This window comes from Streptomyces sp. NPDC088746, assembly GCF_044751065.1.
Lineage (GTDB): Bacteria > Actinomycetota > Actinomycetes > Streptomycetales > Streptomycetaceae > Streptomyces.
This window is the reverse complement of the sequence record NZ_JBIVLA010000010.1, coordinates 23,814-36,157: the sequence shown is the minus strand read 5'-3', so window position 1 is coordinate 36,157 and position 12,344 is coordinate 23,814. Positions and strand designations below refer to the sequence as shown.

Genomic DNA, 12,344 nt, shown 5'->3' with positions numbered 1-12,344 from the left:
TCTGATGGAGCTCGGTCTCGTCGGCCTCGGCAAGATGGGCGGCAACATGCGCGAGCGCATCCGCCGCGCAGGCCACACGGTCATCGGTTACGACCGCAACCCGGACGTCGCCGATGTCCACAGCCTCGAAGAGCTTGTGGGCAAGCTCAAGGGTCCGCGCGTCGTGTGGGTGATGGTCCCGGCCGGTGCCGCGACCCAGTCGACCATCGACGAGCTGGCCGATCTGCTGTCTCCGGGCGACGTCGTCGTGGACGGCGGCAACTCGCGCTGGACCGACGACGAGAAGCACGCCGTCGAGCTGGGCATCAAGGACATCGGCTTCGTCGACTGCGGCGTCTCCGGTGGTGTCTGGGGCCTGGAGAACGGCTACGCCCTGATGTACGGCGGTACCGAGGAGAACGTCGCCAAGGTCCAGCCGGTCTTCGACGCGCTGAAGCCCGAGGGCGACTTCGGTTCCGTCCACGCGGGCAAGGTCGGCGCCGGCCACTTCGCCAAGATGGTCCACAACGGCATCGAGTACGCCATGATGCAGGCCTACGCCGAGGGCTGGGAGCTCCTGGAGAAGGTCGACTCCGTCACCGACGTGCGCGAGGTCTTCCGCTCCTGGCAGGAGGGGACGGTCATCCGCTCCTGGCTGCTCGACCTGGCGGTCAACGCGCTGGACGACGACGAGCACCTCGACCAGCTCCGTGGTTTCGCGGCGGACTCCGGCGAGGGCCGGTGGACGGTCGAGGCCGCCATCGACAACGCCGTCCCGCTGCCCGCGATCACCGCGTCCCTGTTCGCGCGCTTCGCCTCGCGACAGGACGACTCGCCGCAGATGAAGATGATCGCCGCGCTGCGCAACCAGTTCGGCGGCCACGCGGTCGAGAACAAGAAGTAACCGGCACCACAGCAGCACACAGCAGAGCACGCAGTCGGAAGGGTCGGCGACCATGCACGTCACGCATCTCTCGCTGGCCGACTTCCGCTCGTACGCCCGGGTCGAGGTTCCTCTCGACCCGGGCGTCACCGCGTTCGTGGGGGCCAACGGACAGGGCAAGACCAATCTGGTGGAGGCGGTCGGCTATCTGGCGACGCTCGGCAGCCACCGGGTGTCGTCCGATGCCCCCCTGGTGCGCATGGGCGCGGAGCGCGCCGTCGTACGGGCCGCGGTCACCCAGGGGGAGCGCTCGCAGCTGATCGAGCTGGAGCTCAATCCCGGCCGTGCCAACCGGGCCCGTATCAACAGGTCGTCGCAGGTCAGACCGCGTGACGTGCTGGGCATAGTGCGGACGGTGCTCTTCGCCCCGGAGGATCTCGCCCTGGTGAAGGGCGACCCGGGTGAGCGCAGGCGCTTCCTGGACGAGCTGATCACGGCGCGGTCCCCCCGCATGGCCGGGGTCCGCTCCGACTACGAGCGGGTGCTGAAGCAGCGCAACACCCTGCTGAAGTCCGCCGCCATGGCCCGCAGACACGGTGGCCGGTCGATGGATCTGTCCACGCTCGACGTGTGGGACCAGCACCTGGGCAGGGTGGCGGCGGAGCTGCTGGCGCAGCGGCTGGACCTGATCGCGACCCTGCAGCCGCTGGCGGACAAGGCGTACGCGGACGTCGCCCCGGGCGGTGGACCCGTCACCCTGGAGTACCGCAGCTCGATCGGTGCCGATGTGGAGCCCGCGCGCACCCGCGAGGAGCTGTACGAGCAGGTGATGGCGGCCCTGGCCGAGGCGCGCAAGCAGGAGATCGAGCGAGGGGTGACCCTTGTCGGTCCGCACCGCGACGACCTGGTGCTCGGCCTGCGCGGCATGCCGGCGAAGGGGTACGCGAGCCACGGCGAGTCCTGGTCGTACGCCCTGGCCCTGCGGCTGGCCTCGTACGACCTGCTCCGCACCGAGGGCAACGAGCCGGTGCTGGTGCTCGACGACGTGTTCGCCGAGCTGGACGCGCGCCGTCGCGAGCGGCTGGCCGAGCTGGTGGCCCCAGGTGAGCAGGTGCTGGTGACGGCGGCCGTGGACGACGACGTCCCGGGTGTCCTGGCGGGAGCCCGGTACGCCGTGTCCGCCGGTGCGGTGGAGCGGCTGTGAGCGGCCCGGACGAGCAGGGCGGCCTCCTGCCGGGGCAGGCGAAGCCGGCCGGAGCCGGGCCGGATCCGGTGAAGCCGCCGGAGGTGTCCGGCGTGGATCTGGCGCGTGTGGCCCTGCGCGCCGCGAAGGAACAGGCCCGTGCCCGGGGCGCCGCGGCGCAGCAGAAGAACCAGGCGAGGCGGGGCGGCGGTCTGCGGTCGGGCGCCCGGTCCGACGGGCGTGACCCGCTGCCTCTGGGGCGGGCGATCAACCGGCTGATCACCGAGCGGGGCTGGGAGACACCGGCGGCCGTCGGCGGTGTGATGGGCCGCTGGCCGCAGATCGTCGGTGACGATCTGGCCAACCACTGCGTCCCCGTGCGGTACGACGAGGATCCGGCCGAGCGGGTGCTGACCGTGCAGTGCGACTCGACGGCGTGGGCGACGCAGCTCCGGCTGCTGGCCCCGCAGCTCGTGGCCCGGCTGAACACGGACCTGGGCCACGGCACCGTGCGGATGATCAAAGTGCTCGGCCCGGGCGGTCCACCGCGCAGATTCGGCCCTCTCCGGACCCCCGGGAGCAAGGGGCCGGGCGACACCTACGGCTGAGCAGGCCTTTCCTCGTCCGGAGCCTTCGGGTACCGGACTGCGCCGAGGAAGGCGCGAGCTGCGCTTCACCCGCGTATGTCCTACTTCGCCGAGGACCCGGTGTTTCCGGTCTGTCCGGCTATGTGGCGGTTTGGTTCGCGTGGGGAGAGTGGAGCGTCCCTCACCGTAGCGGGAGGTTGACAGCCCGAAGCGCGCAAAGCCCTCGTGAGCCCCCCGGGGCCCCTTCCTGAATATGGGGAGTCGTCAGCCGCTCATTCAGGGCGGCACATGCGTACTCAGGCACCGGCAAACCCCCATTCATGTCGGCGCTACCGGTAGACTGGTGGACAATCCCGCTTCCTCGCGGGAGTCGTCGATACAAGCCGAACGACGCAGCCGCTCCCGCCTGCCGGAGAACGGCCTGTGCTGTGCCAGAAAGGGCGCTTCGTGGCCGATTCCGGCAACCCCAACGAGAACATCCCGTCCACAGCCGGTGGGCACGGCGAGGTCACCGCCTCGTACGACGCCAGCGCGATCACCGTGCTCGAAGGCCTGGACGCGGTCCGCAAGCGACCCGGTATGTACATCGGGTCCACCGGTGAGCGCGGTCTCCACCACCTCGTGCAAGAGGTTGTCGACAACTCGGTCGACGAGGCCATGGCCGGGCACGCGGACACCATCGACGTCACGATCCTCGCCGACGGCGGGGTGCGTGTGATCGACAACGGCCGCGGCATCCCGGTCGGCATCGTGCCGTCCGAGGGCAAGCCGGCCGTCGAGGTCGTCCTCACCGTGCTGCACGCCGGCGGCAAGTTCGGCGGCGGCGGCTACGCCGTCTCCGGCGGTCTGCACGGCGTCGGTGTGTCCGTCGTCAACGCCCTCTCCACACGGGTGGCCGTGGAGGTCAAGACGGACGGCTACCGCTGGACCCAGGACTACAAGCTCGGTGTCCCGACAGCCCCGCTGGCCCGTAACGAGGCCACCGAGGAGACGGGTACGACCGTCACCTTCTGGGCCGACGGAGACGTCTTCGAGACCACCGACTACTCCTTCGAGACCCTCTCCCGCCGCTTCCAGGAGATGGCGTTCCTCAACAAGGGACTCACGCTCAAGCTCACCGACGAGCGTGCCGCGGCGAAGGCGACGGCGGGCGCGGACAGCGCCGAGGTGGTCGACGTCCCCGACGAGGAGTCGACCCGCACGGTCACGTACCACTACGAGAACGGCATCGTCGACTTCGTCAAGTACCTCAACTCCCGCAAGGGCGAGCTCATTCACCAGTCGGTGATCGACATCGAGGCCGAGGACAAGGAACGACTCCTCTCGGTCGAGATCGCCATGCAGTGGAACACGCAGTACACCGAGGGGGTCTACTCCTTCGCCAACGCGATCCACACGCACGAGGGCGGTACGCACGAGGAGGGCTTCCGTGCGGCGCTGACCTCGCTGGTCAACCGCTACGCGCGCGACAAGAAGCTGCTGCGCGAGAAGGACGACAACCTCACCGGTGAGGACGTCCGCGAGGGTCTGACGGCGATCATCTCGGTGAAGCTGGGCGAGCCCCAGTTCGAGGGTCAGACGAAGACCAAGCTGGGCAACACCGAGGCCAAGACCTTCGTGCAGAAGGTCGTCCACGAGCAGCTGACGGACTGGTTCGACCGGAACCCCAACGAGGCCGCCGACATCATCCGCAAGGGCATCGCGGCGTCCACGGCCCGTGTCGCGGCCCGCAAGGCGCGTGACCTGACGCGGCGCAAGGGGCTCCTGGAGAGCGCCTCGCTGCCCGGCAAGCTGAGCGACTGCCAGTCCAACGACCCGACGAAGTGCGAGATCTTCATCGTCGAGGGTGACTCCGCCGGTGGTTCGGCGAAGTCCGGCCGTAACCCGATGTACCAGGCCATCCTGCCGATCCGAGGCAAGATCCTGAACGTCGAGAAGGCCAGGATCGACAAGATCCTCCAGAACACCGAGGTCCAGGCGCTGATCTCGGCCTTCGGCACCGGGGTCCACGAGGACTTCGACATCGAGAAGCTCCGCTATCACAAGATCATCCTGATGGCGGACGCCGACGTCGACGGCCAGCACATCAACACCCTGCTGCTGACCTTCCTGTTCCGCTTCATGCGGCCGCTGGTCGAGTCCGGGCACGTGTACCTCTCGCGCCCGCCGCTCTACAAGATCAAGTGGGGCCGTGACGACTTCGAGTACGCGTACTCGGACCGTGAGCGCGACGCCCTGGTGGCCCTCGGCAAGCAGAACGGCAAGCGGATCAAGGAAGACTCGATCCAGCGCTTCAAGGGTCTCGGTGAGATGAACGCCGAGGAGCTCCGCATCACCACGATGGACGTCGACCACCGTGTGCTGGGCCAGGTCACGCTGGACGACGCGGCGCAGGCCGACGACCTGTTCTCGGTGCTGATGGGTGAGGACGTCGAGGCGCGGCGCTCGTTCATCCAGCGCAACGCCAAGGACGTCCGCTTCCTCGACATCTGAGTCGGCCGTACAAGCAAGCCGCAGCGCGAAAGGACTTTGACCAGCAATGGCCGACGAGAACACCCCTGTGATGCCCGAAGAGGAGCCCACCGTCCCGGGCGTCGGCATGCGTGTCGAGCCCGTGGGGCTCGAGACGGAGATGCAGCGCTCCTACCTCGACTACGCGATGTCCGTCATCGTGTCGCGTGCCCTGCCCGACGTGCGGGACGGCCTGAAGCCCGTCCACCGCCGGGTGCTCTACGCGATGTACGACGGCGGCTACCGGCCCGAGAAGGGCTTCTACAAGTGCGCCCGTGTCGTCGGTGACGTCATGGGTACGTACCACCCGCACGGCGACTCCTCGATCTACGACGCGCTCGTGCGACTGGCGCAGCACTGGTCGATGCGCATGCCGCTGGTGGACTCCAACGGCAACTTCGGCTCCCCGGGCAATGACCCGGCCGCGGCCATGCGGTACACCGAGTGCAAGATGATGCCGCTGTCCATGGAGATGGTCCGGGACATCGACGAGGAGACCGTCGACTTCCAGGACAACTACGACGGCCGCAACCAGGAGCCGACGGTTCTGCCGGCGCGCTTCCCGAACCTTCTGGTGAACGGTTCCGCGGGCATCGCGGTCGGTATGGCGACCAACATCCCGCCGCACAACCTGCGTGAGGTCGCCGCCGGCGCGCAGTGGTACCTGGAGCACCCGGAGGCCTCGCACGAGGAGCTCCTGGACGCCCTCATCGAGCGGATCAAGGGCCCGGACTTCCCGACCGGCGCGCTGGTCGTGGGCCGTAAGGGCATCGAGGAGGCGTACCGCACGGGCCGTGGCTCGATCACGATGCGCGCGGTCGTCGCGGTCGAGGAGATCCAGAACAGGCAGTGCCTGGTCGTCACGGAGCTCCCGTACCAGACCAACCCCGACAACCTCGCGCAGAAGATCGCCGACCTGGTGAAGGACGGCAAGGTCGGCGGCATCGCGGACGTCCGGGACGAGACGTCCTCGCGTACGGGCCAGCGCCTGGTCGTCGTGCTGAAGCGTGACGCGGTCGCCAAGGTCGTGCTGAACAACCTCTACAAGCACACCGACCTGCAGTCGAACTTCGGCGCGAACATGCTGGCGCTCGTCGACGGGGTGCCGCGCACGCTGTCGATCGACGCGTTCATCCGCCACTGGGTGACGCACCAGATCGAGGTCATCGTCCGGCGTACGAAGTTCCGGCTGCGCAAGGCCGAGGAGCGGGCGCACATCCTGCGCGGTCTGCTCAAGGCGCTGGACGCGATCGACGAGGTCATCGCGCTCATCCGGCGCAGCAACACCGTGGAGATCGCGCGCGAGGGCCTGATGGGCCTGCTGGAGATCGACGAGCTCCAGGCGAACGCGATCCTGGAGATGCAGCTGCGCCGTCTGGCCGCGCTGGAGCACCAGAAGATCACCGCCGAGCACGACGAGCTCCAGGCGAAGATCAACGAGTACAACGAGATCCTGGCCTCGCCCGCGAAGCAGCGTCAGATCGTCAGCGAGGAACTGGCGGCGATCGTCGACAAGTTCGGCGACGACCGGCGCTCCAAGCTGGTCCCCTTCGACGGTGACATGTCCATCGAGGACCTGATCGCCGAGGAGGACATCGTCGTCACCATCTCGCGCGGCGGTTACGTCAAGCGGACGAAGACGGACGACTACCGCTCGCAGAAGCGCGGCGGCAAGGGCGTGCGGGGCACGAAGCTCAGGGAAGACGACATCGTCGACCACTTCTTCGTGTCGACGACCCATCACTGGCTGCTGTTCTTCACGAACAAGGGCCGGGTCTACCGGGCCAAGGCCTACGAACTGCCGGACGCAGGCCGGGACGCGCGTGGCCAGCACGTCGCGAACCTGCTGGCGTTCCAGCCGGACGAGCAGATCGCCCAGATCCTGGCGATCCGCGACTACGAGGCCGCGCCCTATCTGATCCTGGCCACCAAGGGCGGCCTGGTGAAGAAGACCGCGCTGAAGGACTACGACTCCCCGCGTTCGGGCGGTGTCATCGCGATCAACCTGCGGGAGACCCAGGACGGCAGCGACGACGAACTGATCGGCGCCGAGCTGGTGTCGGCCGAGGACGACCTGCTGCTCATCAGCAGGAAGGCCCAGTCGATCAGGTTCACCGCGACGGACGACGCGCTGCGCCCGATGGGCCGCGCCACCTCGGGCGTGAAGGGCATGAGTTTCCGCGAGGGCGACGAACTGCTCTCGATGAATGTTGTCCGGCCCGGTACGTTCGTGTTCACTGCCACCGACGGCGGGTACGCGAAGCGGACCGCGGTGGACGAGTACCGCGTCCAGGGTCGCGGTGGTCTGGGCATCAAGGCCGCCAAGATCGTCGAGGACCGCGGATCGCTCGTCGGCGCGCTGGTGGTGGAGGAAGCGGACGAGATCCTCGCCATCACGCTCGGCGGTGGTGTGATTCGTACGCGAGTCAATGAAGTCAGGGAGACGGGCCGTGACACCATGGGCGTCCAACTGATCAATCTGGGCAAGCGTGATGCCGTCGTCGGTATCGCGCGCAACGCCGAGGCCGGTCGTGAGGCCGAAGAGGTCGACGGGACCGATGAGGCCGAAGGCGCCACGGTCGAGGCCGATGCCGCGAGCGTGGTCGAGGGCACAGTCGAGGGCACGGCGCCCTCGGCCGGGGAGCACGAGGAGTAGAGCGTGAGTGGAGCCACGGGCGCCGGTTCGGCCGCTTCCGGAGCAGGCGCGCACGGCGCCCGTGGCCCTGCCACGGACTCCCAAGGGGGCACTGTGACGGACACTCGGGGACCTCAGCCGCAGTACGAGGGTTACGCGACCGGGCCGTTGCCCGGTGAGCGTGAGCCCGCGGCGGGACAGGCGGGTCCCTACCACCCGCCGCAGGCGTACCAGTCCCCCGCGGGCGGTACGCAGGGCGGCGGAACTCAGGGCGGTGTACAGGGCGTGGGCGGAGCGCAGGCGACCCGGCTGCCGCGGACCGGGGCGCGGACCACTCCGCGTACCCGTAAGGCGCGACTGCGGGTGGCGAAGGCCGATCCGTGGTCGGTGATGAAGGTCAGCTTCCTGCTCTCCATCGCGCTCGGCATCTGCACGGTGGTCGCGGCCGCCGTGCTGTGGATGGTGATGGACGCCATGGGCGTCTTCGAGACCGTGGGCGGCACGATCAGCGAGGCCACCGGCTCGAACGAGAGCAACGGCTTCGATCTGCAGTCGTTCCTGTCGCTGCCGCGCGTCCTCATCTTCACCTCGGTCATCGCCGTGATCGACGTGGTGCTGGCCACCGCGCTGGCGACGCTGGGCGCGTTCATCTACAACCTGTCGGCCGGCTTCGTCGGTGGTGTGGAGCTCACTCTCGCCGAGGACGAGTAGGGCGCCGGGTATCGATTTTGGGACTGGCCCCGACGTGCGCTAATCTTCAGAAGTCAGCGCAGCAGCGCGGCGGGGCTATAGCTCAGTTGGTTAGAGCGCATCCCTGATAAGGATGAGGCCACAGGTTCAAATCCTGTTAGCCCCACCAGCACGAAGGCCCCTCACCGGTAACGGTGGGGGGCCTTTGACATCTCCGGCTGACATCAGCCGATCAATGGATCTTCCAGAAGCTCAGCGAGCATCGTCACGGCTTCCCGCTCTCCATCGCCCACGACGTGGGTGTAGACGTCCATGGTCATGCTGATCTGGCTGTGCCGGAGGATGGCCTGAGCGACCTTGGGATGCACCCTCAGGAAGGCCAGCAAGGGCCCGCAGGTGTGCCGAGCGAGCCGCACTGTGATCCGGCGGACCCCGGCCCGCCTCACGAGCGCGCCGAAGCTTCTGGAGAAGCCCACAGGGTCGATCATTCCGCCCCGGTCCGACGAGAAGATCAGATCTTGGCCCGCCTCCTGGCGCCAGCCGTCTCCCACGATCTTCCGCTCCAGGTCTTGCAGCTCCCGGCGCTCCTCCAGGGCGCGGGCGCAGAACTCGGGCAGCGGGAGCACAGCATGCGAGGACTCCGTCTTGAGGTCCTTGAGGACCAGGCCGACGCCCTTGACGCGCTGCACCTGCTTGAGCGGCGTGAACTGTCGCTGATAAAAGTCGATGTCCTGCCAGCGCAGCCCCAGCACCTCGCTGCGACGCAGGCCGAGGACGAGCACCAGGACGCAGGCCGCATAGAGCCGGTGCGCACGAGCCGAGCGCAGGAATGTGATGGCTTCCCGGGCGTTCCACGGCTTGGCTTCCCGCTTGGTCACCTTGGGCATGTCCACCAGCTCGGCGCCGTTGCGCGTCAGCAGCTCCTCTCGAACGGCCCGGTTCAACGCGTTCCGCAGGACCCGCAGCACCTCGAAGCGCGCGGCCGGCGGAACCTCCGTGCGCACCAGCTCGGCCATGAACGAGCGGAGCTGTGCCGGGGTGAGCCGGATCAAGGGCTTCTTGCCCAGGTGGGGGAACAGGTACAGCCTCACCTTCGCGCCAGTAGGCCAGCCACTCACCTAGCGTCCAGGTCCGCGAGGGCACCGGTACGCCGTTGTGCTCTTGGTCCTGGATCTTGCCCAGCTTCTCGGCCGCATCGTCGTACGACGAGCCGTAGACGAACTTCCGGACCCGGTGCCCGTCCGTGTTGGTCACGTACGCAGCGCCCTGGTAGCGCCCGTCCTTGAGCTTGGTGATGGTTCCCCCACCATTGGGGCGACGCTTGGCCATCAGGCAGCCTCCTCGAGGCGCGATGCGAGGAACGCGCGCAGTCCGTCAGCCGGGATGCGTCGGCTGCTGCCGATCGTCAGCGAGAGCAGGCGACGCGTTCGGATCAGGTCGTAGACCGTGGTCCGGCCGACCTTCAGCCGGGCCATAACTTCAGGCACTGTCAGCAGCTCGTCATCCCAGCCACCCCCCTTCGATTGCTTCGAGTTCGGCGCGTGCTTCGCGGGCGGTTTGGCGGTTGGTGTGGATGTCGCGGGCGATGGTGGCGGCGAGCCAGGATTCGCCGGGTGTGTGGCCGTGTCCGGTGTAGGTCCAGTGGGCGAGGGTCAGTGTGGAACCCTCCGGGGCGTCGTCCGGGTCGGGCAGACCCCGTTCGCGGCGTTCCTGGCGGGCGCGGAAGTCGGCCCGGACCTGTCGCAGTGCGCCGAGGGTGGTCGAGTAGCGGCGGGACTTGGTGGAGAAGTGGCCGCGGAAGCCGAGCATGTGGGCCCACTGCCAGAGCTTGCGTTCGGGGTAGGCGTCGTCCAGGTCGAAGCACGCTTCGATCAGGTGCCGGGCAGTCGCGGCCCAGGGCGTCAAGGTCGTTCGTACAGTGGCGCGCTCCACCTTGACGCCCTGGACCACGCCCGCTCCACGGTGTGTGGGTCGAAGGCGGACGGGATGGGAGCCGGGGTGAATGGTGGGTTGCGGAGCATGGGCGCGGTCCGGCATCTGTTTGCCAAGCTCAGATGGTGCTCAAGACTTCCGGCTTTGACTTCCACGCGCGGAGGCTGGCTGTCATGTTGATGCCTACGCGGGACCGTGGGTCGCTAACTGCGGCTACTTGAGAAGACCAGGGGGACTAGATGCTTTCAACGATGGGCACGGGAGCCATGATCGGCATAGCTGTCACGATGGTTGCCATCGCAGCTCTCGCCGTTGTTGTCGTCAAGCGGCTCGGTGCGCGGGGGCGGTAGACCTCCCAAGAGGCTCTGTCAAGGGCACCGTCCCTTGATGACATCAGCGGCTGACACCAACAAGGCCGGTCGTCGGCGAACCCCTCCGCACCCAGGCGCCAGGTCGGCGCAGCACCAGTCCGGAGCTGCCGTGGTGCAGGGGGCCCGTCGACCGACCTGATAAGGATGAGGCCACAGGTTCAAATCCTGTTAGCCCCACCAGCACGAAGGCCCCTCACCGGAAACGGTGGGGGGCCTTCTGCATGTCCAGGGGAGGCCGGGGCCGGCGGTGGAGGTGACCTGACCGCCGCCTGCTGTCGCCCCTGGGGGAACAGTCCGGGCCCTCCGGGAGGGACGCGGGGCGCCCTCCGGGGCCGCCCCGGCGGCTCCCCCCCCGGGCCGGCTCCGGCGGAGGCGCGTACGGAGGCACGGAAAAGGCCCCCGCCGGTGTGAACCGGACCAGGGGCCTGGGTGGCGTGCGCGGCGCCCTCAGGGTGGCAGCGGGGCCGAGTCCCCGGCGGGTGTGGCGCTGTGGGCGGAGCGGGTGCTGTTCGTCGCCTCGGCGGCGTCCGTGGTGTCGGCGGACAGCTGGCGGGTGGCGGGCGAGGAGCCGTGCGCCTCGGCGCGGATGCGCTGCTTCATCGTGGGTGGCAGCGCCCTGTCACGCGGAAGGGTCCATCGCACCGACGGCGTGGTCGCGGTTGCCGGGTTCGCACCCGTGTGCTCGTGGCTCGTGGCCGTCGGCTCCGCGGCCGCGGCCTGGGCGGTGGCGAGGCCCAGCGACGCGAGAAGCGCGAAGAAGGCGGTGATGAAGGCGGTCCAGATGCTCTTGACCCTGAAGGTGCTCATGGCCCCTCGCTTTCAGGTGGTCCGGTTTGCTTACCTTTCCGATGATGTGGATCCGGGCCCTGGAAACCGGGACCGACGCCCCCGGTGCGCCGATCTTCCGATGAACACCACTCGTATGGTTCAACCGGCCCGGAAAACCCGCCTCGGGGGTCCCGAGGGGGCTCGACAGGGGTCCGGAGCGGGCGGCGCCGGGGTGCCGGGGAGGTCACCGATCGGTATCGGTCGGTGTGTATAGTCGGGCCGCAGAAGTCCCTTACGTCAAGGAAAGACGAGGTCGCGCGGTGAAGAAGCTTCTCCTGGTCGCACTGGCCGCCATCGGCGGGCTCCTCGTGTACCGCCAGATCCAGGCGGATCGCGCCGAGCAGGATCTGTGGACGGAGGCGACCGACTCCGTGCCCGCAGGTTCAGGTGTGTGAGACGGAACAGTCTGCTAGAAGCCCCGGCCGCCGAGCGGCCGGGGCTTTCTGCTGCCCGGGACCCGCTGTTGCGGGACCGTGACGACCGCACTCTTGAGTTCACCTAAGCAAATCATTAGGTTGCATGCGTGAAGCAGCGGTGATGGCGGGTGGCCGAGGGGCCCCAGCCCGGTGCGGCCGTCGACAGCCTCGTGCAGGCGGCGCTTCCGAGGGGCGGTCCGCGCGGCGTACGGGCCGGCCGGCCGGTCCCGGGCACGGGGCCCGTCACCGGCGCAGGAGCCGGGCGGTACGAAGGCGGGCAATGACGGCAGTACGGCGGGGGCCGCAGACAGCGGTGGTACGGGCGGGGC

Annotated in this window: 10 protein-coding genes, 1 tRNA gene and 1 pseudogene; 8 read left to right on the top strand and 4 right to left on the bottom strand. The window is 68.5% G+C overall.

Annotated features, from left to right (window positions below; genetic code table 11):
• Positions 1 to 4: 4 nt before the first annotated feature.
• The 7 genes from gnd to ACIP63_RS33065 all read left to right on the top strand — a co-directional run bounded on the left by gnd (position 5) and on the right by ACIP63_RS33065 (position 8,637).
• Positions 5 to 883 carry a phosphogluconate dehydrogenase (NAD(+)-dependent, decarboxylating) gene (gnd, locus tag ACIP63_RS33095; protein WP_124277886.1) on the top strand — a complete coding sequence of 293 codons (879 nt, stop codon included), beginning with the start codon at positions 5 to 7 and terminating at the stop codon, positions 881 to 883.
• Between the two features lie 52 nt (positions 884 to 935).
• Complete coding sequence (recF, locus tag ACIP63_RS33090; RefSeq protein WP_401523252.1) at positions 936 to 2,066, top strand: DNA replication/repair protein RecF; 1,131 nt, start codon at positions 936 to 938, stop codon at positions 2,064 to 2,066.
• A gap of 26 nt (positions 2,067 to 2,092) precedes the next feature.
• The gene (locus ACIP63_RS33085) at positions 2,093 to 2,653 is read left to right on the top strand and encodes a DUF721 domain-containing protein (RefSeq protein WP_401523764.1); all 561 of its coding nucleotides are present in this window, start codon (positions 2,093 to 2,095) and stop codon (positions 2,651 to 2,653) included.
• A gap of 402 nt (positions 2,654 to 3,055) precedes the next feature.
• Positions 3,056 to 5,125 carry a DNA topoisomerase (ATP-hydrolyzing) subunit B gene (gyrB, locus tag ACIP63_RS33080; RefSeq protein WP_401523249.1) on the top strand — a complete coding sequence of 690 codons (2,070 nt, stop codon included), beginning with the start codon at positions 3,056 to 3,058 and terminating at the stop codon, positions 5,123 to 5,125.
• Between the two features lie 46 nt (positions 5,126 to 5,171).
• Positions 5,172 to 7,799, top strand: a complete 2,628-nt coding sequence (gyrA, locus tag ACIP63_RS33075) for a DNA gyrase subunit A (RefSeq protein ID WP_401523246.1) — start codon at positions 5,172 to 5,174, stop codon at positions 7,797 to 7,799.
• A gap of 93 nt (positions 7,800 to 7,892) precedes the next feature.
• On the top strand, positions 7,893 to 8,489 hold the full coding sequence (locus ACIP63_RS33070; protein ID WP_104787387.1) for a DUF3566 domain-containing protein: 597 nt from the start codon (positions 7,893 to 7,895) through the stop codon (positions 8,487 to 8,489).
• 71 nt (positions 8,490 to 8,560) lie between these two features.
• A tRNA-Ile gene (locus ACIP63_RS33065) sits at positions 8,561 to 8,637 on the top strand.
• 55 nt (positions 8,638 to 8,692) lie between these two features.
• Here the strand turns inward: ACIP63_RS33065 and ACIP63_RS33060 are convergent.
• The 4 genes and pseudogenes from ACIP63_RS33060 to ACIP63_RS33045 form a co-directional block, all read right to left on the bottom strand.
• Positions 8,693 to 9,520, bottom strand: a complete 828-nt coding sequence (locus ACIP63_RS33060; RefSeq protein ID WP_401523243.1) for a tyrosine-type recombinase/integrase — start codon at positions 9,518 to 9,520, stop codon at positions 8,693 to 8,695.
• 276 nt (positions 9,521 to 9,796) lie between these two features.
• Positions 9,797 to 9,964 (bottom strand): helix-turn-helix domain-containing protein, encoded by a 168-nt coding sequence (locus tag ACIP63_RS33055; RefSeq protein WP_401523762.1) that lies wholly within the window; start codon positions 9,962 to 9,964, stop codon positions 9,797 to 9,799.
• Between the two features lie 4 nt (positions 9,965 to 9,968).
• Positions 9,969 to 10,349, bottom strand: a pseudogene (locus ACIP63_RS33050) (replication initiator); the annotation flags it as partial.
• A gap of 869 nt (positions 10,350 to 11,218) precedes the next feature.
• Entirely contained in the window at positions 11,219 to 11,578 is a 360-nt protein-coding gene (locus tag ACIP63_RS33045; RefSeq protein WP_401523240.1) for a DUF6344 domain-containing protein, read from the bottom strand.
• A gap of 281 nt (positions 11,579 to 11,859) precedes the next feature.
• Between ACIP63_RS33045 and ACIP63_RS33040 the strand changes: the two genes are divergently transcribed.
• Positions 11,860 to 11,994 carry a DLW-39 family protein gene (locus tag ACIP63_RS33040; RefSeq protein ID WP_003958712.1) on the top strand — a complete coding sequence of 45 codons (135 nt, stop codon included), beginning with the start codon at positions 11,860 to 11,862 and terminating at the stop codon, positions 11,992 to 11,994.
• Positions 11,995 to 12,344 lie beyond the last annotated feature (350 nt).

Excerpts from the sequence above, each read along its gene's own strand:
- ACIP63_RS33045 (WP_401523240.1), bottom strand. The coding sequence starts at position 11,578 with ATGAGCACCTTCAGGGTCAAGAGCATCTGGACCGCCTTCATCACCGCC.
- gyrA (WP_401523246.1), top strand. The coding sequence starts at position 5,172 with ATGGCCGACGAGAACACCCCTGTGATGCCCGAAGAGGAGCCCACCGTC.
- gnd (WP_124277886.1), top strand. The coding sequence starts at position 5 with ATGGAGCTCGGTCTCGTCGGCCTCGGCAAGATGGGCGGCAACATGCGC.
- recF (WP_401523252.1), top strand. The coding sequence starts at position 936 with ATGCACGTCACGCATCTCTCGCTGGCCGACTTCCGCTCGTACGCCCGG.